Here is a 22313-nt window from a genome sequence, read left to right on the forward strand (position 1 = left end):
CGCAAAGTTCATCGCTCATCGCGCCATCCTCTGTAGGTTCGCCAGGTCGTTGAAGTCGGTGCCGCTCACGCCTTCAGGAAACTGCGGTACCGCCAGCCGAGCTCCTACCGCCTTCGCCGCAACGGTCGCCGCCGTCAAACCAGGGTTACCGGGGGTCTTGCGGTCATTGTCCGCGCAGATCATCAGATCAGCCGCAGGCCAGGCCGCGCGCGCCGCCTTCGCTACCGGCAGCAAGTTGCCGGCGTTCATGGCGCACAGGACCGGGTGCCGAAATTCTTCGTACAGCGTCGCGCCGGTTGCCCAGCCTTCGCAGATCAGCAACAGTGTCGGGTTTGTCAGGTCGCCGATTGGCGAATACAGCTCGCGAGCGCGGCCAGGCTCGAACCGCTTGCCGCCATCGGGCATGATCTTCTGGAAGTTCCACAATTGCCCGTGAATGTCGAACAAGGGAACCATCAACCGGTCACCCGATTGGCGCAGACCATGCGCGTGCACGCCCTTGGCACGCAAGTAGGGGTGCTCGGGGTTTGCCGCGCCGGCCCACTCCCAAAGAATGGCGGCCGTGCGTGCATTGCTCTCGTGTTTGGCCCGCTGCTCAGCTTGCGCCTTGATCCGCCCGGCCTGTATCAGGTTGGCGAAGGCTTCGCGTTCAGCATCGTTCAGGCGCTTGCCGTTCGCCACCCAGGTGGAACGAAGTCCAGTTTTCCAGCTTCCGAAGACGCCCGCCGGGCGGCCGTCGGTGTGCAGTACATACCAACCGTTGAGAGTCCCGCTCCGGTCGCCTTCGACGTGGAAACGGTGCAGCAGCCCGTCTGCCTCGATGCGCTCGGGTGCCGGGAGCCCGGCCGAGGTCATTGCCTCGCGGAAGGCTTCGACGGGGTAAAATGGCGGCTCTTGAAGGCCTTCAGTGCCGCGCCCGGCACGCCAGCCCGGTGCGGCTTTCTTTCCTTGCGCGGGCGTCATGGCTCAGGCCGTCGCGCCGGTTTCGCGGGTGCGCTTTTCCAGCCAGGCTTCAAGGTCCGCGCGGCGGTAGCGCACGTTGCGCCCGACCTTGATAAATGGCAGGTTATAACGCCCGGTTGAACGCCAGACTCCAAGCGTTCCCGGGGCAACGGTCAAGAATTTTGCCGCGGTTTGCTCGTCCAGCAGGTCAGCGCCTGCGGCAATCAGCTTACAGAGGGCTTTAGTCGTCATGAGTTCGTTTCCTAAATCCCGGCTCGCCTCAGTGGCTTGCCGTAGGGAAACGAACGGTAGAGAAATTCAAGACAGGCTTGTCCGCGTGCGGATTCGGGAAAACCGCATGCGGTTTTGCTGCGTTATTTCATGCGGGATTCCAGCGCATCGGGAATCTGCGCCAACACGCGCCGCAAGGTGTCCTCTGAAACAGGTGCGCCAAGTTCGTCAGTCAACGCTGCGATCCGACCCGCAGCCCCTCGGTCTCTAGTGTTGATTGAAGCACTGCGACAAAGCGCCGCTATGATGACTAACAAGGTGGTCCTTTCTGTCCCCCCTATCGGCGCTCCTACCTTGTCACGCTTTTTTGTGTGATCCTGAACCCACTTGGCCATCACAAAGGCGTCAATGCAATCGAAATCTGCGCTTTCCTCAAGGAACACTTGCAACTCCGACAGGGTGCATGGGAAGCGCAAAGCAGGCTCCGACAGGTTGCCAGTGGGATGCGCCGACAATGCCGCGGCCTCTGATGCTAACAAGCCCGCAGGCGGTACTTTGACATATACCCCGTCGCCACGCACGGACATCCACGGAACCCATTCCTCTGCGTCATCAACCCCGCACAGAAGCCGAAAATCCGCATACCCAATATTCATGGCGCCCCTTTCACGTCCCCTTGAATGGGTGCCGCGCCAGCCGGGCAAGGGAACCCGCTTTTCTCTCCGTCGAGATAGGCGCGGCAAAACTCAGACTTGCTCAGTTGCCTTCAGGCAGGTAGTCATTCGCCATCGTCTGTTCGACGGTGTACGGCGATTGCTCGGGAAAGGTCGCTTCTTCCATGCCGCTTTCTCTTGCCGCCAGCAGTCGTGCCTTGCGATATGCCTTCTCGAACGCTTGGGGAATCTCCCGAGTCAAGCCCGGCTCGTCGTTGAGCAAGTCGGCAATGTCCATGCGTTGCACGCGGATGGTCAGCGCCCAAGACGCGCCTTGCCCCGATGGTTGAAACTGCCACTTGAGCAGGTGCGTCAGAAGAACCGTCAACCTGTTCGCCAGTTCCCGCCGTTCGCGCGCCCCCATCGCCTCTAATTCCTCGATCAAGTGTTCCGGGTCAAGGGCATCAAAGCGGCGTTCGCGCAGCGCGTCGGCTTGCTCGCGCGCCCAGGTGTAGTAATCAGACTGGTATAGCGTCGGTTGCATCGTTCGCTCCTCATGTCAGATCGCTGTTTTCTTGATTCTCACGTTCTCATGCAGCCCGGTCGCCTTGCTGCGCGCGCATCAGGTCCAGGAGGAAATCGGGCGCGAGGTCCGCGCCGTTTGCCCATGCCGCCGTGTGCATGACCGGATGCTGTCTGGCCGTAGCGAACAGCGCAGGGTCGCGCAGCGGCTCGAACACTTCGCCATCAAGCTCGTTCGCCAGATTCACCTCTCCCGCCGCGCCGGTGTTGAAGCGCAGCAGCAGCCGATAGCCGGCCAAGGGAGAAACTTGTGTGGTGTGCAGGATCACGCCGCCACCGCAAAGCGCCGCACGTCGATTTCCACGCCCGCCGCCGCCGCCTGTTCAGCTTGCTTGAGCAAGGCCGCGGTCACGGTTTCTTCATGGAAGGCTTCGCCGCAGTTCTCGCAGACCAGCGCCGGAACTTCCCGGAAAACAATCGTCATGCCGTCGCGTTCAAGAGGAACGGTCACTGCTCCGGGGCGCGTTTCGCCGTGTCGGCAAATAGGGCATTTCATGGGTTTCTCCTCGTTGCCAAGTCCGCCAGCCACAGGGCGGGATCGGGTTCGTAGACAGTTATGATGATGCGTTCGCCGTCGCTGTGGTTGTCGGCGAAGACCAGATGCAGTGGGCGGTTGCCAGCAAAGCCCAGCCATAGACAGCTTGGGTAAGGCGTATCGGCCGGGTATTCCTCGATCACGCGTCCCGACGCCATCGCCGCATCAATGTCGGCGATGGATATGCTCCGCTCGAACATCCGTCGCACCGCGTGCTGCCGATAGATGAGCTTCACGCCTTACCCTGCTTGGGTAACTGCACCACGTCAGCGCCGGACTTCAGTCCGCCAGCCTCCAGCATGGCAGCCGTCGCGGTATTCACTGCGGCCCGCACCGGGTCAAGGTCCAGCCGGGCATAGATCGCCGTCGCCTGCTGGCTCTTGTGGTTCAGGCTCTTGCCAATGATCGCCAACGATGCGCCGGTCCTTGCCTGCCAGCTTCCCAGGGTACGCCGCAGGTCGTGCAGGGTCACGCCGTCCGCCTCGTTGCGTCCGTAGGGAATGCCGGCCCGCTCCATGATCCGGACAACGCCCTTCTTCGGTTCCACCATGTGCCCCGTTGCGCCGATTCCGGGGAATACGAAGCCGCCAGCAGTCGCTTCTTGGCGCGCCTTCAGGATCTCCATCGCTTCCGGGCTGAGGGTCACTGTCTGCGGGGTGCCGTTCTTCGTCACCGGCAACCGCCAGTTGCCCGCCGCGAGGTCGATTTCCCGCCAGTGCATGGCACAGACGTTCGCGCGCCGCGCACCGGTCAGCAACGCCAGCAGGATGAAGTCGCGCATGGTGTCGTTCGGTTCTTCGGCCAGCGCCGCAAAAAATCGGGGCAGTTCGTCGGGTTGCAGGAATCGGTCACGAGTCACGACTCGCCCGGTCACCTTGACGCCGTGCGCCGGGTTGCTGTCCAGATAACCCCACTCGATCGCCTTGGCGAACAGGCCCGATGCCAGCGCCCGGATCTGCCGCACCGTCGCCGCCGCCTTGCCTGCCTTCTCGGCGTCAGAAACGACTCTGGCAACATCGGCCCGCGTGATCGTCGTCAGTTTCTTGTCGCCCAGTGACTTCTGGAGGTAGTCCCGGAAGCGTTGCTGATCGTCACGCCATGACAGCTTCTTCGCGCCGTGCCGGGTGCCGTACTCGGCGAAGAATTCGGTCAACGTCGGCTCCGCCTTGAAGGCCCGCCGCGCTTCGGCAGGGTTCGCGCCGCTGGCAAACTCGCCCAGGATTCGCTCCGCTTCGGCTTGCGCCTTCTCCACCGTCATTTCAGGGAAGGTGCCCAGTTTCACCCAGGCCATTTCAGTCCCAGCCCGCTTCACGACATAGAAGGTTTTCGATCCCGTCGAAGTCACGCGCAGCGCCAGCTTTGAAACCTTGGTGTCGTAGATCGTCAGCCGCTTGCCGGCAGGGGGGAGCGCAAGCCCTTGAAGGGCGACCTTTCCGAATCTGATAGCCGTCATACTTCCCTCGCACAAATCGGGCTAGCACCGGGCTAGCACGGGCTAGCAAACAACGTCATATTTGGTGCTAGCCCGTTAAGGTCAGTATAGCACTAACAGATTGCTTCGTATGCCTTTGTTAAGGTCGGTAAATCCGTATGTCTCATGGGAAACACGGACTGTTAATCCGCAGGTCCCTGGTTCGAGCCCAGGTCGGGGAGCCAAAGAATCAAGCCCTTAGCCCAGCTCAAAAGGTTGGGCTTTTTGCTTTCCGGGCTTCATGTAGCGACCATGTAGCCAGATCCCGCCAGTCTCGATCAACGCCGCCGAGCCACAACCCATCGCGGTGCCCAACGCCCGACGACTCGTCATCGGCGAATGCTGGGTCCTCGCGTAGTGTAAATTGGCGCGCTATTTGGCACAATTTTGTGCGTTATTTGGCACACCCCATTTACATAAATACGCGCTGGGCATAGCGTGCCGGGCGGTTTAGCGGCACGCGGCCTTGCCCGTTACAGCTACCACGTTACGGAGAGAACGGCGGCCACGGTCGACGCCGCCAGGACGGCCGCCTTCTGCGTCTGCAGGTGCTGAAAGGCGCTCCATCCTTGCGCGCCAAGCGCGGCAGCCAGACCGAGCAGATCGGCGAACGAGAACGGGACTTGCGAGTTGTCCGCCGCTACCCAGTAGAACCCGGTCGGGGTGGCTTTGGCGGAGGTAAACGCGGCAATCATGGCCTGCAGATTGGCGACAGTCTGCGGATCGGACTGGTAGCTCTTGGCCACGCCAGCCTGACTCGTGAAGGTCACCGGTTGCAGGATCGCCGACTGATAGCTGGCAGCCAGCACGCCGATCTGTTGCGCTTTCGCTTCCGCCAGCGTGAGCAGGTCCTGCGGGGAGCAGGCGACCAGCTGCCCGCTCTGCATCCGTAACGCGAACCGGTTTTCCCACTGCGAGTCACTCAGCGCAACGGCGCCAGCAGGGAGCTCGCCGATGGTGTCATCATCGTGGGCGGAGTCGATCCGTCCGCCAGAAAAAAAAGCATATCTCATCAGGCCTCCTTGAAGATCTCGACCACCGAATAAACCTCCGTGCCCTGCGATACGCACGCGCCGAGTCCGGTGTTGCTGTAAACGGAGTCCGTATACATGCGCAGCTCGAAAACCTTGGTCGCGGATAGGGTGAACCTCCCCTCGACCCACGACCTTACCGAGCACGGATCACTACCGCCGCCCTGGCTGCCGTTTTCCGAAGTCCCGCGCACCGTAGCGGTGGAGTCGGTGACGTTCCAGAGCCAGGCTTGCACGAGATTGCAGCCGGACGACGGAGAGTGAGCACGCACCCGGTACGTGCCGGCCGGGAGGGTGATCTGGTTGGAGGACAGCGAGGCGCCGGAAATCGTGTTCGCCGAGACGGTATTCAGGGTACGCGTCTGCACGCCCGCTACCGACGAGCCGCCGTTGGTTCCCGACGACTTCTCGTCGCGGGCCAGGAAGTACGCAGCGGCGATGCCCGTCGCCGGGTTGGCCAGCACCCACTTGTCGAGCGTCTGGTCGTATTGCAGGACGAGCCAGTGACCCGCTCCGGAGACGTCGCCGGCGGTGAGCACGGCGCCCGCGCCTTTGACGATCGCCTTGGCGGCGACCGTGCCGCTGTTCGGGGTGAAGGTCGGCGCGGTGGTGGTGTTGGCCGAGCCCGCCCGGACGTACAGAATCATCCCGTTGGTCAGGGCGGTGATCGCCGGCGTGAACGTCGCGGTGATCGCATCGGCCGTTCCACCGGCGGTGGCGCGGTTGAAATACGCGCCCTGCAGACCGGCCTTGATCAGCGCCTGGACGAGCTGCGTCGGGTCGTTGTCGGCGAGCGTGAGGCCGGCGGCCAGGACCAGGCCGACGAGCTCTTCCTGGACGTTGTTGAACCACTCGTAACCCGGCACCGTGGCCGGGATTCCGCCGCCGGGGTTGGGTTGGGCGAAGTAGCCGGCCGTACCGCCGACCGGCGGACTGGGCAGGACGGCGACGGCGGTGCTGCGTTTGACTCGTTGCATCGGGCCTCCTTACGTATACGCGAACAGGACGAGGGTGTGGGCGGGCTTGTAGCGGGTCAGGAAGGATTCGAGCAGGGCGTTACCCCAGACCGCGGTGGCCATCTCGGTGTCGTCCTCGGTGACCAGGTCGCGCACCGTGTACAGGGCCGCATTGACGATCCAGACGAAGCGGTATTGCTCGTCGCGAACGGGGTATTCGGTGTCGTCCTCGGTGGTCTCCGGGTGACACTCGGTGATGGTGATCGTGTAGCCGAGCGTCGCGGCGAGCGCGAGGTAGAAGGCCACCGACTGACCGCCCTGGAACGTCACTTTGGCGACCAGCGCCGATCGCCGTTCCTGGAAGCTCTGGGAGATTCCCGCGGCGACGAGGACCGGATCGGGCAGGCCGTAGACCCGTTCCCAGTCCGCCAGCAACGCGGCGGTCGTGCGCGGGTCGGATTCCTCGAGCGCCTGCTCGGCGTAGCCCAGCGCGCGGTCGAGGGCGGCGCCGTCGGCGACCAGTTCGGCGCCGATCGACGGGCCGTTCGGATCGACGCTGGCCGGCGGCAGCAGCAGCTTCAGCAGATCGGCGTGGATCATGACCAGGTCGTCGTCCCCAGGGTGGCCAGCTGGGTATGCGTCGAATCGACCAGGGCAGCGGTGTTGCCGGTCGGCGCGGTCATGGTGAAGTCCACCACCCCGGAAGTGTCCGAGACGATCGCCCGAATCCTGCTCAGGTAGGCCGTGTCGCCCGGGCTCAGAGACGCGAAGTAGGCGGTCAGGGCGGCGTCGATCGAAGCCCGGACGGTCGCCGTGACGGCGCCCGCGGCGAGCGTCAGCGACGCGGCGACAGCCACCGGTACGGCCGTCGGAGCGAGCACCAGGAAATCCGCCTGCACCGGGCGCACGAGGTCGATCGCCGCCTGCACCGTGGCGATCAGGCCGGCGCCGGGGATTCCCCCGGAGGTCATGATGACGACGTCGGTGGTTCCCAGGCCGCGCCGGTTGGGGTAGACGTACGCCGCGGTGACCCCGTCACAGGCCATCGCCCAGGTGTAATAATCGTGCGCGGCGCCGCCGCAGGGCGGGTTGCGCAGGACGAACAGCAGGCGGGCGAGCAGCTCGGCATCCGTCTCCAGGTCGGTGCCCCCGCTCATCGTCGCGATCGACGCCGAAGACAGCACGCCTGGTGGCGCGGAGGTCAGCGTCAGGGCGGTGGCCGCCGTCTGGTTGCCGGCGGTTCCGGTCTGCTCGGCCTGGGCGGCGACGGTCACCGTGCCGCCGCCGCCGATCACGTCGGCGGCGGTGGTCACGTAGGCGACCAGCCCCGCCGTCTTCGCCTCGGTGCCGATCGGCACCGCGCTGCCGGCCACGCCGCTGAAGGTGATCGTTCCGCTCGCCGCCGTCGCCGCCTTGCGGGACAGCCCGCGCAGACTCGCGTGACGCTCGAGAAAGTCGGTATCCGCGGTGTCCGGTAGAATTTGCCGGACGATCCATTGCTGGTGCTGGTAGAGGCCCTCGACGGCCGACGCATGCGCGGATGCACGCAGTGCATAATCCGAATCGACGCCGATCGCCGCGGAGGGCAGCTGATTGGCGATGTCGCGCAGGATCGCGTCGCGGATCGCCGGGTAATCTGGCGTTAAAAAGCTCATCGATTGACGGCCCTCAAAGGACTTTGACAGGGTGCCGGAAGGTCAGCCGCTCGCCACTCGCGGCGGTCGCCTCGATCAGCAGATGCATGCGCCCGGTGCCCGGTTGCTCGGTCGTGATCACGATCGACGTCGCCCGGCCGTCCTCGACGATCGGCGCCAGCGCCTGCTCGGCGTACTGACGGGCGAGCTTCGCCACGCGGGACACGTCCTTTTGCCGCTGCAGCAGGTGCAGCTTGCTGCCCAGTGTCGGGTCCGCCCAGTAGCCGCCGAGCGGGGTCATCAGGCGCAGATAGACGGAGTTCGCCAGGCCGCCGGCCGGATCGCGCAGCGCGCCTCCCGATTCGCTCCGGTAGTCGCCGGTCGCCGGATCGATCCATGCCGCGCTCACGGCCCCTCCGGCGGATGGATCGGCAGCGTCACCGAAGACACGCTCGCCCCGGTCTGCCAGGTCTTGTGCTCCCAGGAGCTGCCGCCGTTCGCTGTCCAGCGCTCGCCGAAGCCGGCGACGTCCCAGGACCAGCTATGCGTCGCGTGCATCTCGATGTCCTGCGCCTCCAGCCGCAGCTTCTTGGCCGTCTTCACCGTGACCCCGTTGCGATGGAGGAGCACCTGCTGCCCCTGATCGTCGTAGAGCGCCACCTCGCCGCCGGCCAGCGCGCGCAGCCGGTAGCTCGCGTGCTCGGTGGCGACGATGATGCCGTGCGATGTCCTGCCGCCGATCGGCAGAACGACCGCCATCGTTCCCGCCGGCGGACGGCTGGTGAAGCCGTAGTGCTGGAAGAGCTCGGCGTCTTGGAGCGCTTCGCCAGCCAAACCCTCCGCCTGCGCCAGCTGCACGCCGCCGGCCGGATTCACCGTCGACAGCACCGAGCGGAACGCCTGCCGGATCCCGCCGAGCGCGCGCCGGATCCGCCGGTCGACCAGATCGATCACGGCGCCTGCTCCTTGAAATCGTCCGGCAGCCCGTTCTTGCCCAGGCGATGGCGGCGTTTCGACGGATGCGCGTCGAGCACCCAGGCCCCGTCTTCCTTCAACGTCAGCTCGGTCACCCCGCCGTAGTGCATGCCCAGCGAGAAGCGCCGGCCGATCAGGAAGAAGGTCGCGTCGATCCCGTGCGGCTCGGAAAGCAGCGTCAGCCGCTGGCCGGGCGTCCACAGCAGCCCATCGCCGGGCTTCCCAGGCGCGACGATGCGATGCCCGAGCACCCGCGCGCGGATCGTCCGGCCCTTCAGCCGGCTGTCCGACAAGAGCTTGCGCGCCCGGTCGCGGGCCAGCGCCTGCGTCTCGCACTCGTGGTCGGTGACGATCTTCGGACGGTACTGGATCGCCGCCATCTCCTCGTCGGTCCATGACGCCTTCTCGGCGTTCTTGCCGCTTTCGGTGATCGTCCCGTGCGCCTGGCCGAGCACCGTGACCACCGAATAGCGCTCGGCGATCGAGCGCGTCTCCTCGACGCTGAGCACGTTGTTCTCGGCCCCGTCGAAGCGCAGGATCAGCTCCGCCACCGGCGGCTTCGAGTAGTCCGGTCCGCCGATCACCAGCGTCCCGTCGGGCTCGAACCACGGCCACAGCCCGTTGGCCTCGGACACCCGCGCGAGCACGTCCCAGGCCGAATCGCCGGGCTCCACATTCACCTTCTCGCGTGTGCGCGTCGCGTCCGCGTCGATGCGGATCTTCGTCAGTCCCAGCGGGCGAACCACCTTCGCGACGATCTGTTCGAGCGTCGCCAGCTTGGCCACGAACACCGGCGCCGAACAATCGACCAGCACCGCCGCTCCGTCGCGCCCCGAGAGGGTGAGCGCGTGCTCGCCGCGCGCCACGCGCAGCGACACTTCGTCAATCCGCCCCGAGAGCACCGTATCGTCGCCGATGGCGAGCTCGATCGTCGCCCCGGCGGAGAGCTCCGCAGGAACCGGTCCGCCGAGCGGCAAGCCGACCGACAGCTGCCAGCCGTCGGCCGGGACCAGCAAATCCGAATCGAGTTCGTACGATTCCCAGTCCTCGTGGACCTGGCCGCCGATCAGCAGCCGCACCCGCTCAGCGGGCGAAAGCATGGATCGCCTCCCCGGCCTGCAGCGCATTGGGCAGACGCAGGGTGGGATTCAGCCGCGCCAGCTCGGGCGCGCGCGCGTGGTCCGCGTACCAGTGGTGCGCCTGCAGCCGCAAATTGCCGGTCACCTCCACCGTGCGCAGCAGCAGCGGCGGGCGCGCCTCGATGATCGCCTGCGCCGCCGACTGAACCGCCAGGGCCTGAGTCCGCAACGGCTCGGCGATCGCCCGCGCCGTTTCCAGCGCGAACGTCCGCCGGCAGTCCTCGATGGCCACGTCGAGTGCCGTGCGCGCCGCGTTGGCCACTTCCTCGATCTCCGGCGGCGAGAGCGTCGGCGTTACCGCCTCGGCCTGCAGCAGATCGGATGCGGCCAGCGCCACATGCGTCGCCCCGGTCACCGACCCCGTCGCCGCCACCGCGGCGATTGCCTGCGGCTCGCTCGGCGCAGACCCCGGTAGCCACGTCGTCACCCCCGTCGCCACCTCGGCGGACTCCGCAAATGCATCCCGGAACGTCGTCCACTGACTCTCGATCGACCGCCATCCGGTCATCAGGCTCGAACCGCTCGCCGACAGATCGAAGAAGGCATCGGCGATCGTCGACAGATCCGCCGCCCAGGCGCGCGGCACCGCCAGCACGTCGAGGCCCGAGGTCACCACCCCGCTCACCTGCGAGGCCAGCGAGACCAGGGGCCCGAGCATCGCCTGGCGCAAATCGTCGAGCGGTTTCAACGGATTGAGCGAGCGCAGCGTGTCGACCACCTTGCCCAGCGCCTCGCTCACCGCCGATCGTCCGAGCTCGCCCGGTGCGCCGATCGCTTGCGCCTGCAGGCTCGCCAGCCCGCGCGAGAAGAATGGCTGTCCGGGGATCGCCTCGACGAACTCCACGCGCACCCGCGCCGCGTCGACGTCGTCGGCGTGGTGCTCGATGCTATAGCGCTTGAGTTGCGCGCGCTCGATCGACCCGAAGACCGGGTGGATCAGTTCCCCGGCGCCGGCCTCGTCGAGCACCGCGAGAAAGCCCTGCAGCTGCTCCTCGTAGTCGTCGCCGAAGAAGATCGCCTCGAGCGAGACCGTCCGCGCCCCGGCGCCCAGGTCCTCGACATCCGCCCCGTCGAGGTACGGGTACGCGTGCTCCACCGTCGAGCGCTCGCGCGCGTCGGTCGTCGCCAGCACGTCGAAAACGACGCCCCGGAAGGACGCCTCGAGCAGAGATTGTTCCCAGGCCATGGGAGCATCTTACGCGCGCGCGAAGCCGGCCGGCGAGGCGAAGCCCTTCAGCGCGCGCACCGTATCAATTGCGTTGCGCATCGCGCGCATTCACCCGGTTGACCGAAGCCGCAACGACCGCACCGTCGAGCACCAGCTTGTTCTCGACGACGATCGGCTTGTTCAGCTCGGCCTGCTCCTTGCGGTGCAAGGCGTCGTAGATCCACTCGCCCAGGGTCTGATCCTTGCGGGTGAGCGCCGCGGTCAACGCGTTGATCGCCGAGTTGACCGCCGGCCCCACCATCTCGTAGCCGATCTGCCAACCCGAAGCGGCCGCCCCGATCGCGCCGAGTCCCGTACCGACCGCGCCCGCCGCCCTGGCGAGCTTGCCCTGCGGTCGTTGCGGGCCGTCGTTCGGCCCCATCCCGCCCGGGGGCCCCGGCATCCCTGCCGTCCCCGCCTGGCCACCCATCGCCACCGGCCAGTTGGTGACGAAGACCTGCTGCACCCCGCCGAGGCCTCCCGCTCCGGGCAATCCGCCGGCCGTTCCCTGCTGGGCTATCCGCGCCTGGCGGTTCCTGGCGTAGCGTCCGGCCAGCCACAGCCCGGCCACGCCGGCGCCGGCGGCCATCACCTGGCCGGGATGGTCGGCGAAGGTTTCGGCCATCCGGCCGGCAAAGTCCGCCCCCTGCGTCACCCCCTCGCCGAGCGCGCCCTTCTCGACCTGAATCCGGCCCTTCAGGACGCGCCCGAAATTGCTGCGCCGGATCTCCTCCACGTCCCTGTTCAGCGTCTGGCTCCCTGCCGCTCCGCGAGCCGCGCGCATCTGCTCCTCGATCTCGTCGATCGAGCGCATCATCTGCAGCCAGAAATCCCGCGTGTATTGGTCGCGAAAGCCCGCCTGAGACATCTTGAACGGGTTGTCCAGGCCCTTCGCCTTGAGCGCCTTGGCCAGGTCGAGCATGCCCTGCACGCCGCCTTCGCCGTAGAACCGCCCTTCGGGCATGAACTGCTCGACATCGATGCCGGTCGCCGCCTTGATGTGCTGGACGTACATCTTGTCGGTGATGTGCCCGAGGCCGTGCTTGATCAGCGTCGACACCTCGCCCGGCTGGGTCGCCGGCTTGATCTTCTGCATCACCTGGGTCAGCGCGCCGGCGAAGTTCAGCGCGGTCTCGCCGCCCATGCCGACCCGGGCCATCTCGTTGAGGTACTCCGGGGCGTAGGTCGACAGGCTCTTGGCCTCGAAGCGGCCCTGCTTCGAGTGGTAGTAGAGCATGTCGTGCATCGCCGCCATGCGCGACGGATCGACCTGGAACTTCTGTTGAATGTCGAAGTCCATGTTGGCGATGTCGGAAATCGTCGAGCGGAAGGCCAGCGCCGCGCGCGCCGCCTCCTCGATCGTCCCGGCGATCGCCTCGTACTTCATGCCCGCGTTGGCCAGCGTGCGCATGCCCTCGGCGATATCCGACGGCGTCGCCAGCAGGTCCGTGGCCCGCTCGACCGCCGCCTTGCGCATGGCCATCGCCTGATCCTGCGTCATCTCGGCGAGCTGCTTCATCTCGAGGAGCTTCTTCTCGAATTCCAGATTCGCCTCGATCGCCCGCTTGACCAGCCCGAGCCCGCCGGCCATGGCGAGCAGCCGCGTCGCGGTGGAGAAGCCGTTGAGGTCGCGCCACGCCTGCTTCACGCTGTCGGAGACCTGGCCGAAGCCCTTGCGCGCGCTGTCGGTGAAACGGCGCAGACCGGCGGCCGCCGCGTCGTTGCCGTGCAGCCTCAGCCAGAGCGCGACTTGCAGACTGGCATTCATCGGCTACACTGGAACCATGGAGAGACACTGCGAAACGCTGGCGGAGCTCATTGGCGATCTCTTTTTCGTCTGGCTGCTGTACTGGGTGCTGGCCGGCGTCGGGGTGGTTCTTTGGGCCGTCGCCTCGGCGCTCATCTGGCTGGCCATCTTCGGCGCCCACCTCGCCGCAGCCGTGGCAGTCGGCCTGTGGCGTCTCGGCCGGCGTTACTTCTGCGGCCGGCGCGCCGAAACATAACGCCGCGTCTGGCCGCCGTCAGGTTCCTGCTGCTCGGCCTCGGCGGCGGCCATGCCGAGCATCCACAGCCATTGCCCGTCGGTCAGCTGGCAGGCGGGGAGGCCAAAGCAGTGATGAGCCTTTTCAGCGTATCGGTACTTGAAACGCTCGAAAGCGTCGTCCCGGGACTTTTTTTTACCTCCTCGAGCAGCGCGAGAAACGCCGCTTCGTCGAGCGTGCGCGGCGAGGGCGAATACTGCTGCTCGTGCTCGACGTACGCCTCGATCAGGAAGGTCTGCTCGGCGCGCGTCAGAGCCGCACGCAGCTTGGCCGCCGAGGTAGCCACCGGGTTGCCGGTGTCCGGATCGACCAGCGCGCGGGTCAGCAGCTGGCTGGCCTTTTCCGCTTCGTAAGCCTCCGACGACCCGACCGACAGGTCCAGCCCGATCGCCTGCATCGTCTGCAGCGTGGCGATCTGGGCTTCCAGATAATCCTGCTCGGTGAGAATGCGCAGGCCCAGGTCGACCTCGCCGAGGCGTACCCGGGCAATCGCCTCGCGCCCCGCCTTGAGCCTGGCCAGCAAGTTGCCGCCGGCCAACGGCGCGCCCATCACTCGACCACCTCGCGCAGCGCGACCATCGACAGATCCTGCTTCGCCTCGTTATCGACCGAGTATTTCTTGCCCACATCGACGGTGAAGCAGTCCAGGTACGAGGTGCGCTTGCCCCCCGACTGCATGGGGTAGATGGTGATCTTCGCCCCCTGGATGTCCGACCACTTGACGTCGCCGGTCACCGGGATGACCGCCGTGACCTTGAGGTCGTACTCGCCGACGCCTTTTGCGAAGCCCTTCGCGCGGCCCGTCCGGTTCATCGTCTTGACCAGCTTGCGCCCGGTCTTGAAGGTCACGTCGAGGCTCTCGATTTCCACCTCCTGGCCGTCGATCTCCATCACGATCGCGCCCAGGTATTCAGTCAGTGCCATGATGTTCTCCGGTCAGGGTTCAGAGGAGCAGATCGATCCGCCCGGCGAACACGTGCAGCCCGTTCACCACGTCGCAGGGGATTTTCGCGTCGAGCCGGTTCGGATCCTGCAAATCGCGTTCGACGAGCACCCCGGCCGCGTTGTCGGCCACCGCCTCGACGATCTCCAGTTCCTCGAGCTTGTAAAGCACGTCGAGGATCTCCGAGCGCACCTTGTCGGCCGTCCGGCTGGAGAGCTTCTCGCGCGGGAAGCGCAGGGTGATCCGCTCGCGCACCGCCTTGCGCACGTAGTCGAGCGTGCGGATGGTCGTCAGATCGAGCAGCGAGATGTCCGGCACGCTGTTCGCGTCGAGCGTGTAGGTGGTCACCGCGCGGACGATCTGCACCTTGTCTCCGGGACCGATCTCGCTCGGCGTCACCCCGTTGTACAGCGCGCTCTCCTGCTCCGTCCGGGAAAGCCGGTTGGCCAGCGGGTTGGCCAGGATCCCGGTCAGCGCCAGCGTGTTCAGCGGCCGCGCCGGGTCTTCCTCGCTGGCGATCACCGCGCCGTACGCGGCGGCCACCTCGTAGACCGATTCGTAGGCCGTGGGCAGCAGGATGCCGGTGATCCGCCCACTATTGACGCCAGACGCCACCGTCGTCGCATTGGCCAGCGTGCCGACGTGCGCATAGACGCCGATCGCGCCGCGCTGTTCGAGCGGCCCGCTGACGGCGTCCAGATGGGTGCGCAGCGCGGTGAGGTTCGTGGTGTCGTTCCACGGCACGATCACGATGTGATGCCCGGAGGCGAAGACGACGGCCAGCGCCGTGGCCAGCGTCGGATCGGTCGCCCCGGAAGCCGGGTTGGTGTTGGCCACCGTCACCCCGGCCGCGGTCGTGCTGCTCGAGACGCGCAGCCCGTTGCCCAGCGTGCCCTTGTTCTTGGCGGTCATGGTCACCACGTTGGTCGCCACCGACGCGGTCACCGGCAGGTCCGGCTGCTTGTCGAACTGCGCCTTGAGTGCGGTGGCGATGGCGTTCTGCGCGTCGGTGGCGGCGATCGCGATGGTCACCGTCTGGTCGCCGACGTTGACCGTCAGCACGCCGGAGGCGGTCGCCGTACCGGTCACCGTCACCGTGTTCGTCGCCGCGACGCCGGCGGCGTCGTCCATCGCGATCACCGAGAGCGTCAGGTAGGGATTCGCCTGCAGCGCCGCGCGGACCATCAGATGGGCGATCGAACCGCGCCCGAAGTAGGTCGCCGCGTCGGCATCCGAGAAGACGTCGACGACGGTATTGGCAGCGACCGTGCCGGTCGACAGGCGCTGCCCGACGATCAGCGTCTTCTGCAGATTGTTGGGCAGCGTGCGCACCGCCAAGGCGGTGTTGAACTCGAAGTAACGCCCCGGCTTGCGGATGCTCGCCGGGATGTTCGAGAAAGAGATGTTCGGCGAGGCCATCAGCGACTCCTACGCGGCTTGTGGTCGGGCGACTGCCCGGTTTGCAGGGACCCTTCGCCAGGGTCCTTGCCTTCTTCCGGCGACGGCTCGGCAGCGGCGACCTCGAACAGATCGCCGTCGCTGATCCGCCGACGGGTGTACGCCGTATCCGGGACCTCGAAACCGAGGGATCCCGCGGGCGGCGTGTCGAGAACGTAGTCCCGCGGGCTGTTCTCGCGGGGGACCTTGAGTCCCGGTGCGGCAAGGACGAGCATCTTCACCCCTTCGACGGCGGTGGCCGGACTCCCCCGGCCAGGGTTTTCGTGATCGGCACGGGTCACTGGACGGCGCGCCTGGCCGGCAGCCATTGCGTTCCGTCCCACTGGCGCAGCAGCTTCCCGTCGGCCGTGCTGATGCCCTGGCCGACCAGCGCCTTGACGATTGCGCGCAGTTCCCGGTTGCGCTCGGCGAGCTTGAAGGCCGAGTCCAGCGCCAGCTGACTGCGCGGCTGCCTCGCCCACCCGAGAGGGTCAGACGGCCCGGCCATCAGCTCAGGGTCACCAGGTCGGATGCATCGGCGAGCGCATCGCCCGGCAGCAGGTAGTAGTTCAGGCCGACGCGCAGCCAGTCCACCTCGCTCGCCTCGTCCGGCAGCGTGAATACGTACTCGGTCAGGAACTCGATCGAGAAGACGCTCAGCGCCTCGGCCCCGATCCGCGTGTTGTAGAGCGTCTTCACCGGGCCCGGCGACAGCGGCTTGATCGGCAGATCGAAATCCATCCCTGAGAGCAGCAGGCGCACGTCGTCGAGGATCTGATAGCTGCCCGGGCTGCTCACCGTGCCGTGCCGCGTTTGCCGCTCGCTGCGCACATTGCGCGTGCCGACGAGCACCATCAGCGTCGGCGAGCACAGATACTTTCGCTCGGTCAGCCGTTTCACCTTCTCGCCGGCCACCGTCACCCACGCCGCCGGAAAGCGGCGCACCTGCGTCCAGAACGTCTCGTCGTCGAATTCGCCGCCGTAGCTGGCCACCTCGGCCAGCGCGTAGCCCAGCGCGCCACTCGTCGCCGACGCGGTCAGGCGGTCGATCACCGCATCTTCGAGCTGGGCGTAGATGAGCATCGGCTCAGCCGATGAAATCGGCCAGCGTGTCGGCGGTGAACACCCGATCGGAGCCGGTGGCCACGATGCGCGCGCCCTCGCCGGCCGCCGTGTGCGCCGTCGCCTCGGCGCCGAGTACCGTCTTGCCGTCGCGCACCGATTCGAGGTAGCGGATGGCGTCCTTGTAACGCGCACGCACGACTTCGACTTCCGCGACGCCGGCTCCGGAGAGCAGGTAGCGGGCCAGGTCGCCGGCGATCATCCGCAGCACGGGATAGACTCCGCTGAGCGGCAGGCTGTAGCGGGCGACGAGGTAGGAATCGATCAGCGCGTCGGCGTCGGCGAGCGCCCGGGCGAGCACCGCCGGATCGATCACCCCGACCGAGTCGCGATCGGTGAGCGCGATCAGCTCGCGTTCGCCGAACTGATCGACCAGATTCTGCTGCGTCGCGTAGGGCATTGCCTATCGAGTCTTCCGCTTGCCGGCGGATATCGGCACCACCGCCGCGCCGTCCGGATCGAGACCGTCGACCGGGCCTTCGACGGCGCCGGCGACGAGCAGCACCGCGCCGACCTCCGCATCGACGGCGATTTCGCTGCCGACCGCGTGAGGCACCCCGTCGTGCTCGACGGGGCTGAGCGCCCGATACGTCGGCATCAGGCTACCGCGTTCTGGTAGAAGTACGCCGCGTCGTTGGCCGAGATCACCTCGAGCACCGACTCGCCGACGCGCACCACTTGCCCGCCGCGCAGCCCCTTGTTGGGCATCGGGATCGATCCGGCGATCCGCTGCCCGAACTGGGCGGTGAAGCCGAAGGTCGGCTGATCGGCGTTGGCCATGTCTTCCGACACGTAGAGCAGCGCGCAGTGCTTGCCCCAGACGCGCGAGAAGGTCGGCGTCTGGCCGCGCGTCGCGGTGTTCACGAACCCGGCGCCGATCAGCACGTTCGGCACCTCGAGGAGGTCGGCGAGCTGCTGCCGGGTGATCGCGCCGCCCGTCTGGGCGCTGGCGTTCGCCGCCTGGATCATCCGCGGATGCTGGCGGAGCTGCGTCCACACCGCCTGCCCCATGACGATCGTGTTGGGCCGGAAGATCGGCACGTCGAGAGCGGTGAGCAGCGCATTGAGCGGGTTGGAGTTGGTGAAGTCGCTCCACTGCGAGGTGCCGGAGAGCGTCGCGCGGTTCGCCGACGGGTAGGTGCCGAGCGTGGTCACCAGGTTGGCGACGCGAATCTCGCGGTCGAGCAGCACCAGGCCGGTGAGCACGGAGACCGATTTGGCCAGCGGGTTCGGCAGGGATGCCGGTTTGGGCATCGCGTCGAACGCTTCGACCTCGTCGTTCGGCACCAGGTCGTCGAGACCCCAGTCGACGCATTCGGCGTTGATCAGCGTGCCGCCGAAATCAACCATCGTCGGGTCGCTCTTGCGGCCGACGCGCGTCGGCGGGACGGTGTAGGCGTCACCCTGCGTGTACTTGGTGTACGCGAACTTCTTGGCCGTCTGCACCCTCGGCAGGACCTGATCGGCGATCAGGTCGATGTCGCGGTTCTTGTAGCCGATGGCGATCGCCGACAGTTCGGGATTGACCGGGAAGGAAGTGGTGGACATGCAGTGCTCCTGAAAAGGTTACCGGGAATCAGCCCTGGTACGAACCGACGTCAACCAGCACGCGGATCTGGTCTCCGGAAGCGCCCGCGGCATCGAGGGCCACGCCGAGGATCCGGTTGTTGGTGCCCGCCGACGGCGCCGAAGCCACGCCGCGGCCGTTGGCGTCGGCAGTGACGAACGCGCCCAGGCTGATCGCCGCGCCGGCTTCGACCCAGGCGATGCCCTGCATCACCACGTCCTGGCGCTCGCCCGAGGCCGCGCCCACGTCGTTGGCCACGCCGATGATCGAATCGGTGGCCGCAGTCGCCTGGATCACCGTCTCGGCCGCGGAAAACTTGACCAGGCGATACGCGCTGATCGCCGCGCCGGCCGAGAAACTCTTGAGGAGGGTATGACTCATCGCGCTTCCTTACTGGTGGAGAACATGGGCCACCGCTTGCGCGATGGAGACGTTGCGGCCGCTGGCTCTTTCCGACTCCTGGAAGTCCTGCGCCGCGCGGGCGATCGCTTGCGGATCGTCGAGCTCCGGGGAAGCGCGCCGCCCGGCCACCCGGCCGAACTCGACTTGCTTCGGCAGGCTCGACAGGAGGGTGCGGACCGCGGTCGCCAGCGGCTGCTTCTCGTCGCCCTCGCCGAACTCGACCGGCGAATCCTGCAGCGCCAGGTGATCGAGCGCCGCGACGACCACGGCGGATTGCGCCGGCAACAGCTTGCCGGAACCGATCAGCGTCTCGGCGAATGCCGCGTTCGCTTCATGGACGCGCTGCGTGCGCAGTTCGCGGAGCGCCTGGTCGGCTTGCTCCAGGCGGGTTTTCAGCTGGGCGTTCTCGGCCTCCAGTGCGGCCTTCTCTGCTTCGGTCACCTTCGATTCGTCCTCTTCGGGTGGGTCGGAAATGGGGAGAGCCTGCGGGTCTGCCGCGGCGCCCGTCTCGGCGAACGACGGCAAAGGGCTCGCCGCCTCGTCGGCGGCTTCCTGCCGGGCTTCGTCGTCGAGGGTGGTCAGGACCTGTTCGGGGATCGTCTGCTCGGCTTCGTCGATTCCGAAGCGGGCGATGATCCATTCGCGCAGGCGGCGCCACAATCCGGCGCTGGCCAGGTCGGACCAGTCGGCGAATTCGACGACAAGCCCCGGCTCGGAATCGGCGAACGCGGCCGGGCGCAGGCCCTTGATGGCCGGCGGCTGCGCGCCGAGAAAGCCGACGTGGCGCAGGTAGAACACCCCGGGCACCGGGTTGCCGGGCGCCTCGGGCAGGTAGAACGACGCGGAGATTTTCTTGAAGCGGCCGGCCTCGACGAGTTCGGCGAACGCCGGGTCGATCTGGCGGGGCAGCGCTTCGAGACTGCCGCCGGCGAAGTCCAGCCGTTCGATCCAGCCGAAAGCCGGGTCGTCGGTCTGCGGATGGCCAACGACGATCGGCGCTTCGTGCTTCGCCGGGTCGTAGGCCGCGGCGCAGGCGCGCAGGTCGGCATCGGAAAACGACAGCACGGCGCCGCTCATCGCGGTATGCCGGCCGGCCTTGAAGATCTGCAAGGATGGCTTCTGGGAAGGGGAGGTCGTCATTTCGGCGAGGATACGGAGAGCGGGCCGGCCGACGATCAGGAAGCGCTTCAGCAATGGGGGAACGGGGGCCGACTCGCGCGCGCGGGGACAGTGGGGTATGCCGCCGAGTCTCGAACGCCGCAACCACGGCCGACTCGCGCGCGCGGGGACAGTGGTCAACTCCGGGTTGATGACTGCCGCTCGGGGGTCCGTTTCGCGCGCGGGGACAGCAGCTATTTCCATTTTGGAAACAGGTGCCTCCCGACGGCCCGAGTGGCGCTCGATGACTGCGGCGAACCGTTAAGCAATCCTTATCAGTTGCCCGGATGTTCTGTGCGCTGGGCCGATCAGAGCAGCTTCAGCTGCTTCGCTGCCGATCGGTGATCGAGGTCGCCGACTCTCGCTGCTCTCTCCTCTTCCCTATCTCCCAGATTTCCGCCCGTCATGGCGAGGCTGATCTATGATCGAAGGGCCGGCACGCGGGAATGATCGAGATCCCGGCGACGAGCCACAGGAGGACCGCGTGGAACATTTGAAAAATCTGTTGGCGGGGGCGCGTCAGGTACTGGTCCTCAACCCGGCGGACGCCTACATCCGGCCGCGCGGCGGGTTTGCGCAGGACGCAGAGGCGCTTCGCGGCGACTCGCGGCGTGTCGCCGCGGATTTGAACCGGGCGACGAAGACGCATGGCCAGCCGGTCGACCACCGCAAGGCTTAGCCGCCGCGATGGCGGCGAGGTGACGGTTGCGCAGCACGATACCGACAGCCCGATCATCCCTGTCGCGCAGCTCGAGCGGCTGCACCGGTTCAAGCCCGAGGCGGTGGATTGGGTCATCCAGCAGACACAGATCGAAGCCGAGCATCGGCGCCGTGAGGATCGGCGAATCAACTCGTTCATTTTTGTCGAGCGCTTCGTCGGACAGTTCTTTGCCTTTGTGATTGGCATCGGGGGCGTCGGAGCCGGCTCGTGGGTGGCGCTCCACGAGCAGCCCTGGGCTGGGGCGAGCATCGCGAGCGTGGCGCTGACGGGCCTGGCCGTCGTCTTCTTGACTGGTCGATCCAGAAGGCCGCCGCCGGCGCCTTAGCGGCGCCGCCACGCGGTCGGCGCACGTTCCTGCAGCCCCCGCCGTGCGCATCGCCGCTCAACGGGATCCACGGCACACCCGCCAATGCCTCCAGGACGAAATTTAACGCCGGTCTAACGCGGGTGTTTTTCGCGCCGAATACCTTGACCTACCCGGAAGAGTTCAACGCCTTGTAGCGCGATTCTGGGGCTCGTCCATTCGGGCAGGAGAGAGGAAAGAGAAAAGAGAAAAGAGGAAGGCTGCCGAAGCGGAGGCGGTGCTCTCATTTCTCACTTCTCGTTTCTCACTTCTCATTTCTCACTTCTCGTTTCTCTTTTCTCCCCCTCGGTCCGTCATGCCTGGCTCCCGCCCACCGCCCGGGCGAGGTAGTCGGAGATCTTGCTGACGATCTTCTGCTCGTCGGCGTCGGTGAGGCTCAGGAAGGGGCGGGCCGGGATCAGCGATCCCGGGTGATTGACCGAGCGCACCGGATGGCGGATGCCCGGCCAGGCCAGCGCCTTCTTGTTCCGCGGCTTGATGACGTGGGGCGCGGTCCGGCCGCCGAACTGGTGGATCGCCGCATAGACGACGTCCGTCCCGACCACCGCCGAGTTCTGATCGGATCGGGAAGTGATCGACGAATAGAGGCTCTGCCCGCCGCCACGCCGGATCAGCGGCTTGTCGCCGTAGCCGAGCTTCCTCTTCTGGGCCAGGGTGGCGGGCTTCAGGGGAACCCAGGCCGGGCGCCCGCCCTGGTCGAAGTTCTCCATCACCGCATCGTGCATCACGCCGGCGATGGCGCGCATGACCGGCGAGGTGTCGGCTGCGGACCTGGCCAGGCGCTCGAGCGCCTGCGTCACCGCGGTAGTGTCTGCCTTGATTTCGATCATCGCTCGTCTATACTGGACAGAGATGGGGAACGAACGGAAATTCGGCGTCCGTTCAACCGTATGGCTTAGGCCACACGGGGATGGCGGGACTGCCGGCCGCCTCCCCATCATTCCTCGATGGGTTCATAGCGCGTCCTGTCCTCGAGTGCCTGTACGTTGATCTTGTAGCCGGCGCGCGCGACGTTCAGCGCCCTCTTCGGGTGACCAGTCAAGAAATCTACCTGCACCGCGATCTTGACCGAGCGGTCGGCATCCAGCGATGGCAGCACATAGATCATCTTCTTTTCCAGCTTGTCGAAATAGCTCCGGCGTTCATTGATGAAGTCCGTAAACTGCTGTAAATCGGGTGGCTTGGCAGCCACCGCTTCGGT

Annotated in this window: 33 protein-coding genes and 1 tRNA gene; 4 read left to right on the forward strand and 30 right to left on the reverse strand. The window is 66.5% G+C overall.

The genetic code is table 11. From position 1 onward, the window contains the following. Nucleotides 1-15: 15 nt before the first annotated feature. The 8 genes from NFW05_RS05960 to NFW05_RS05995 form a co-directional block, all read right to left on the reverse strand. Nucleotides 16-963 (reverse strand): toprim domain-containing protein, encoded by a 948-nt coding sequence (locus tag NFW05_RS05960; protein ID WP_295303580.1) that lies wholly within the window; start codon nucleotides 961-963, stop codon nucleotides 16-18. Nucleotides 964-966: 3 nt separating this feature from the next. Then, nucleotides 967-1194 (reverse strand): helix-turn-helix domain-containing protein, encoded by a 228-nt coding sequence (locus NFW05_RS05965; RefSeq protein ID WP_295303583.1) that lies wholly within the window; start codon nucleotides 1192-1194, stop codon nucleotides 967-969. Nucleotides 1195-1316: 122 nt separating this feature from the next. Continuing rightward, nucleotides 1317-1829: a hypothetical protein gene (locus tag NFW05_RS05970; RefSeq protein ID WP_295303585.1), complete on the reverse strand. Its 513-nt coding sequence runs from the start codon at nucleotides 1827-1829 to the stop codon at nucleotides 1317-1319. A 100-nt stretch (nucleotides 1830-1929) separates the two neighbouring features. Next, entirely contained in the window at nucleotides 1930-2370 is a 441-nt protein-coding gene (locus NFW05_RS05975; RefSeq protein WP_295303588.1) for a DUF29 domain-containing protein, read from the reverse strand. 46 nt (nucleotides 2371-2416) lie between these two features. Then, a complete protein-coding gene (locus NFW05_RS05980) occupies nucleotides 2417-2677 on the reverse strand; it encodes a DUF2442 domain-containing protein (RefSeq protein ID WP_295303591.1) in 261 nt (86 codons plus the stop codon). Next, the gene (locus NFW05_RS05985; RefSeq protein ID WP_295303594.1) at nucleotides 2674-2904 is read right to left on the reverse strand and encodes a type II toxin-antitoxin system MqsA family antitoxin; all 231 of its coding nucleotides are present in this window, start codon (nucleotides 2902-2904) and stop codon (nucleotides 2674-2676) included. Before NFW05_RS05985 ends, NFW05_RS05980 begins: the two co-directional genes overlap by 4 nt. Beyond that, complete coding sequence (locus NFW05_RS05990; RefSeq protein WP_295303596.1) at nucleotides 2901-3179, reverse strand: DUF4258 domain-containing protein; 279 nt, start codon at nucleotides 3177-3179, stop codon at nucleotides 2901-2903. Before NFW05_RS05990 ends, NFW05_RS05985 begins: the two co-directional genes overlap by 4 nt. Next, nucleotides 3176-4396, reverse strand: a complete 1221-nt coding sequence (locus tag NFW05_RS05995; RefSeq protein WP_295303599.1) for a site-specific integrase — start codon at nucleotides 4394-4396, stop codon at nucleotides 3176-3178. The genes NFW05_RS05990 and NFW05_RS05995 overlap by 4 nt, the downstream gene beginning before the upstream one ends. Nucleotides 4397-4528: 132 nt before the next feature. Here NFW05_RS05995 and NFW05_RS06000 point away from each other — a divergent pair. Further along, a tRNA-Asn gene (locus NFW05_RS06000) sits at nucleotides 4529-4599 on the forward strand. Between the two features lie 294 nt (nucleotides 4600-4893). Here the strand turns inward: NFW05_RS06000 and NFW05_RS06005 are convergent. The 9 genes from NFW05_RS06005 to NFW05_RS06045 form a co-directional block, all read right to left on the reverse strand. Beyond that, on the reverse strand, nucleotides 4894-5427 hold the full coding sequence (locus NFW05_RS06005) for a DUF4376 domain-containing protein (protein WP_295303602.1): 534 nt from the start codon (nucleotides 5425-5427) through the stop codon (nucleotides 4894-4896). Further along, complete coding sequence (locus NFW05_RS06010; protein ID WP_295303605.1) at nucleotides 5427-6422, reverse strand: hypothetical protein; 996 nt, start codon at nucleotides 6420-6422, stop codon at nucleotides 5427-5429. The genes NFW05_RS06005 and NFW05_RS06010 overlap by 1 nt, the downstream gene beginning before the upstream one ends. 9 nt (nucleotides 6423-6431) lie before the next feature. Then, a complete protein-coding gene (locus NFW05_RS06015) occupies nucleotides 6432-7001 on the reverse strand; it encodes a putative phage tail protein (RefSeq protein WP_295303608.1) in 570 nt (189 codons plus the stop codon). Beyond that, nucleotides 6998-8056 carry a baseplate J/gp47 family protein gene (locus NFW05_RS06020; protein WP_295303611.1) on the reverse strand — a complete coding sequence of 353 codons (1059 nt, stop codon included), beginning with the start codon at nucleotides 8054-8056 and terminating at the stop codon, nucleotides 6998-7000. Before NFW05_RS06020 ends, NFW05_RS06015 begins: the two co-directional genes overlap by 4 nt. A gap of 13 nt (nucleotides 8057-8069) precedes the next feature. Then, complete coding sequence (locus tag NFW05_RS06025; RefSeq protein ID WP_295303697.1) at nucleotides 8070-8384, reverse strand: phage GP46 family protein; 315 nt, start codon at nucleotides 8382-8384, stop codon at nucleotides 8070-8072. A 56-nt stretch (nucleotides 8385-8440) separates the two neighbouring features. Further along, nucleotides 8441-8989, reverse strand: a complete 549-nt coding sequence (locus NFW05_RS06030) for a phage baseplate assembly protein V (protein ID WP_295303614.1) — start codon at nucleotides 8987-8989, stop codon at nucleotides 8441-8443. Beyond that, on the reverse strand, nucleotides 8986-10110 hold the full coding sequence (locus NFW05_RS06035) for a phage baseplate assembly protein (protein ID WP_295303617.1): 1125 nt from the start codon (nucleotides 10108-10110) through the stop codon (nucleotides 8986-8988). Before NFW05_RS06035 ends, NFW05_RS06030 begins: the two co-directional genes overlap by 4 nt. Continuing rightward, on the reverse strand, nucleotides 10094-11335 hold the full coding sequence (locus NFW05_RS06040; protein ID WP_295303620.1) for a DNA circularization N-terminal domain-containing protein: 1242 nt from the start codon (nucleotides 11333-11335) through the stop codon (nucleotides 10094-10096). The genes NFW05_RS06035 and NFW05_RS06040 overlap by 17 nt, the downstream gene beginning before the upstream one ends. A 64-nt stretch (nucleotides 11336-11399) precedes the next feature. Beyond that, nucleotides 11400-13124, reverse strand: coding sequence for a phage tail tape measure protein (locus NFW05_RS06045; protein ID WP_295303623.1), 1725 nt, complete (start codon nucleotides 13122-13124; stop codon nucleotides 11400-11402). 16 nt (nucleotides 13125-13140) lie between these two features. Between NFW05_RS06045 and NFW05_RS06050 the strand changes: the two genes are divergently transcribed. After that, nucleotides 13141-13359, forward strand: coding sequence for a hypothetical protein (locus tag NFW05_RS06050; RefSeq protein ID WP_295303626.1), 219 nt, complete (start codon nucleotides 13141-13143; stop codon nucleotides 13357-13359). An 82-nt stretch (nucleotides 13360-13441) separates the two neighbouring features. Here the strand turns inward: NFW05_RS06050 and NFW05_RS06055 are convergent, their stop codons facing one another. The 11 genes from NFW05_RS06055 to NFW05_RS06105 are packed head-to-tail and all read right to left on the reverse strand — an operon-like array spanning nucleotide 13442 to nucleotide 19979. Beyond that, a complete protein-coding gene (locus tag NFW05_RS06055) occupies nucleotides 13442-13948 on the reverse strand; it encodes a hypothetical protein (protein WP_295303629.1) in 507 nt (168 codons plus the stop codon). After that, nucleotides 13948-14322 (reverse strand): phage tail protein, encoded by a 375-nt coding sequence (locus NFW05_RS06060; RefSeq protein WP_295303632.1) that lies wholly within the window; start codon nucleotides 14320-14322, stop codon nucleotides 13948-13950. Before NFW05_RS06060 ends, NFW05_RS06055 begins: the two co-directional genes overlap by 1 nt. 19 nt (nucleotides 14323-14341) lie before the next feature. Beyond that, complete coding sequence (locus NFW05_RS06065) at nucleotides 14342-15760, reverse strand: phage tail sheath subtilisin-like domain-containing protein (RefSeq protein ID WP_295303634.1); 1419 nt, start codon at nucleotides 15758-15760, stop codon at nucleotides 14342-14344. Beyond that, on the reverse strand, nucleotides 15760-16080 hold the full coding sequence (locus tag NFW05_RS06070; protein WP_295303636.1) for a hypothetical protein: 321 nt from the start codon (nucleotides 16078-16080) through the stop codon (nucleotides 15760-15762). The genes NFW05_RS06065 and NFW05_RS06070 overlap by 1 nt, the downstream gene beginning before the upstream one ends. Then, entirely contained in the window at nucleotides 16077-16286 is a 210-nt protein-coding gene (locus NFW05_RS06075) for a hypothetical protein (RefSeq protein ID WP_295303639.1), read from the reverse strand. The genes NFW05_RS06070 and NFW05_RS06075 overlap by 4 nt, the downstream gene beginning before the upstream one ends. Then, nucleotides 16286-16861, reverse strand: a complete 576-nt coding sequence (locus tag NFW05_RS06080) for a phage protein Gp37 (RefSeq protein ID WP_295303642.1) — start codon at nucleotides 16859-16861, stop codon at nucleotides 16286-16288. The genes NFW05_RS06075 and NFW05_RS06080 overlap by 1 nt, the downstream gene beginning before the upstream one ends. Nucleotides 16862-16865: 4 nt before the next feature. Next, nucleotides 16866-17300 carry a DUF1320 domain-containing protein gene (locus NFW05_RS06085; protein ID WP_295303644.1) on the reverse strand — a complete coding sequence of 145 codons (435 nt, stop codon included), beginning with the start codon at nucleotides 17298-17300 and terminating at the stop codon, nucleotides 16866-16868. Nucleotides 17301-17303: 3 nt separating this feature from the next. Then, on the reverse strand, nucleotides 17304-17498 hold the full coding sequence (locus NFW05_RS06090) for a hypothetical protein (protein WP_295303648.1): 195 nt from the start codon (nucleotides 17496-17498) through the stop codon (nucleotides 17304-17306). Further along, on the reverse strand, nucleotides 17498-18448 hold the full coding sequence (locus tag NFW05_RS06095) for a capsid protein (protein ID WP_295303650.1): 951 nt from the start codon (nucleotides 18446-18448) through the stop codon (nucleotides 17498-17500). The genes NFW05_RS06090 and NFW05_RS06095 overlap by 1 nt, the downstream gene beginning before the upstream one ends. Before the next feature lie 28 nt (nucleotides 18449-18476). Beyond that, nucleotides 18477-18848, reverse strand: coding sequence for a DUF2190 family protein (locus NFW05_RS06100; protein ID WP_295303653.1), 372 nt, complete (start codon nucleotides 18846-18848; stop codon nucleotides 18477-18479). A 9-nt stretch (nucleotides 18849-18857) separates the two neighbouring features. Beyond that, nucleotides 18858-19979 (reverse strand): peptidase, encoded by a 1122-nt coding sequence (locus NFW05_RS06105; protein WP_295303656.1) that lies wholly within the window; start codon nucleotides 19977-19979, stop codon nucleotides 18858-18860. A gap of 532 nt (nucleotides 19980-20511) precedes the next feature. On the opposite strand from NFW05_RS06105, the gene NFW05_RS06110 reads away from it, so the two are divergent. Together NFW05_RS06110 and NFW05_RS06115 are read left to right on the forward strand one after the other, a co-directional pair. After that, entirely contained in the window at nucleotides 20512-20706 is a 195-nt protein-coding gene (locus tag NFW05_RS06110) for a hypothetical protein (RefSeq protein WP_295303659.1), read from the forward strand. Beyond that, nucleotides 20675-21073 (forward strand): hypothetical protein, encoded by a 399-nt coding sequence (locus tag NFW05_RS06115; RefSeq protein ID WP_295303662.1) that lies wholly within the window; start codon nucleotides 20675-20677, stop codon nucleotides 21071-21073. The genes NFW05_RS06110 and NFW05_RS06115 overlap by 32 nt, the downstream gene beginning before the upstream one ends. A gap of 332 nt (nucleotides 21074-21405) precedes the next feature. Here the strand turns inward: NFW05_RS06115 and NFW05_RS06120 are convergent, their stop codons facing one another. Further along, nucleotides 21406-21942, reverse strand: coding sequence for a phage virion morphogenesis protein (locus NFW05_RS06120; protein ID WP_295303665.1), 537 nt, complete (start codon nucleotides 21940-21942; stop codon nucleotides 21406-21408). Between the two features lie 107 nt (nucleotides 21943-22049). After that, nucleotides 22050-22313 (reverse strand): hypothetical protein (locus NFW05_RS06125; protein WP_295303669.1); only part of this gene is annotated, 264 nt, incomplete at its 5' end.

This window comes from Accumulibacter sp., assembly GCF_023806625.1.
Classification (GTDB): Bacteria; Pseudomonadota; Gammaproteobacteria; order Burkholderiales; family Rhodocyclaceae; genus Accumulibacter.

What these genes read in the sequence shown, in the direction of transcription:
- NFW05_RS05960 (WP_295303580.1), bottom strand. Translation starts at nt 963, where the DNA reads ATGACGCCCGCGCAAGGAAAGAAAGCCGCACCGGGCTGGCGTGCCGGG.
- NFW05_RS05975 (WP_295303588.1), bottom strand. Translation starts at nt 2,370, where the DNA reads ATGCAACCGACGCTATACCAGTCTGATTACTACACCTGGGCGCGCGAG.
- NFW05_RS06115 (WP_295303662.1), top strand. Translation starts at nt 20,675, where the DNA reads ATGGCCAGCCGGTCGACCACCGCAAGGCTTAGCCGCCGCGATGGCGGC.
- NFW05_RS06080 (WP_295303642.1), bottom strand. Translation starts at nt 16,861, where the DNA reads ATGCTCATCTACGCCCAGCTCGAAGATGCGGTGATCGACCGCCTGACC.
- NFW05_RS05995 (WP_295303599.1), bottom strand. Translation starts at nt 4,396, where the DNA reads ATGACGGCTATCAGATTCGGAAAGGTCGCCCTTCAAGGGCTTGCGCTC.
- NFW05_RS06050 (WP_295303626.1), top strand. Translation starts at nt 13,141, where the DNA reads ATGGAGAGACACTGCGAAACGCTGGCGGAGCTCATTGGCGATCTCTTT.
- NFW05_RS06085 (WP_295303644.1), bottom strand. Translation starts at nt 17,300, where the DNA reads ATGCCCTACGCGACGCAGCAGAATCTGGTCGATCAGTTCGGCGAACGC.
- NFW05_RS06055 (WP_295303629.1), bottom strand. Translation starts at nt 13,948, where the DNA reads ATGGGCGCGCCGTTGGCCGGCGGCAACTTGCTGGCCAGGCTCAAGGCG.
- NFW05_RS06095 (WP_295303650.1), bottom strand. Translation starts at nt 18,448, where the DNA reads ATGTCCACCACTTCCTTCCCGGTCAATCCCGAACTGTCGGCGATCGCC.
- NFW05_RS06020 (WP_295303611.1), bottom strand. Translation starts at nt 8,056, where the DNA reads ATGAGCTTTTTAACGCCAGATTACCCGGCGATCCGCGACGCGATCCTG.
- NFW05_RS06090 (WP_295303648.1), bottom strand. Translation starts at nt 17,498, where the DNA reads ATGCCGACGTATCGGGCGCTCAGCCCCGTCGAGCACGACGGGGTGCCT.
- NFW05_RS06100 (WP_295303653.1), bottom strand. Translation starts at nt 18,848, where the DNA reads ATGAGTCATACCCTCCTCAAGAGTTTCTCGGCCGGCGCGGCGATCAGC.
- NFW05_RS05985 (WP_295303594.1), bottom strand. Translation starts at nt 2,904, where the DNA reads ATGAAATGCCCTATTTGCCGACACGGCGAAACGCGCCCCGGAGCAGTG.
- NFW05_RS06035 (WP_295303617.1), bottom strand. Translation starts at nt 10,110, where the DNA reads ATGCTTTCGCCCGCTGAGCGGGTGCGGCTGCTGATCGGCGGCCAGGTC.
- NFW05_RS06040 (WP_295303620.1), bottom strand. Translation starts at nt 11,335, where the DNA reads ATGGCCTGGGAACAATCTCTGCTCGAGGCGTCCTTCCGGGGCGTCGTT.
- NFW05_RS06075 (WP_295303639.1), bottom strand. Translation starts at nt 16,286, where the DNA reads ATGGCCGGGCCGTCTGACCCTCTCGGGTGGGCGAGGCAGCCGCGCAGT.
- NFW05_RS06065 (WP_295303634.1), bottom strand. Translation starts at nt 15,760, where the DNA reads ATGGCCTCGCCGAACATCTCTTTCTCGAACATCCCGGCGAGCATCCGC.
- NFW05_RS06120 (WP_295303665.1), bottom strand. Translation starts at nt 21,942, where the DNA reads ATGATCGAAATCAAGGCAGACACTACCGCGGTGACGCAGGCGCTCGAG.
- NFW05_RS06015 (WP_295303608.1), bottom strand. Translation starts at nt 7,001, where the DNA reads ATGATCCACGCCGATCTGCTGAAGCTGCTGCTGCCGCCGGCCAGCGTC.
- NFW05_RS06045 (WP_295303623.1), bottom strand. Translation starts at nt 13,124, where the DNA reads ATGAATGCCAGTCTGCAAGTCGCGCTCTGGCTGAGGCTGCACGGCAAC.
- NFW05_RS06060 (WP_295303632.1), bottom strand. Translation starts at nt 14,322, where the DNA reads ATGGCACTGACTGAATACCTGGGCGCGATCGTGATGGAGATCGACGGC.
- NFW05_RS05970 (WP_295303585.1), bottom strand. Translation starts at nt 1,829, where the DNA reads ATGAATATTGGGTATGCGGATTTTCGGCTTCTGTGCGGGGTTGATGAC.
- NFW05_RS06005 (WP_295303602.1), bottom strand. Translation starts at nt 5,427, where the DNA reads ATGAGATATGCTTTTTTTTCTGGCGGACGGATCGACTCCGCCCACGAT.
- NFW05_RS06010 (WP_295303605.1), bottom strand. Translation starts at nt 6,422, where the DNA reads ATGCAACGAGTCAAACGCAGCACCGCCGTCGCCGTCCTGCCCAGTCCG.
- NFW05_RS05965 (WP_295303583.1), bottom strand. Translation starts at nt 1,194, where the DNA reads ATGACGACTAAAGCCCTCTGTAAGCTGATTGCCGCAGGCGCTGACCTG.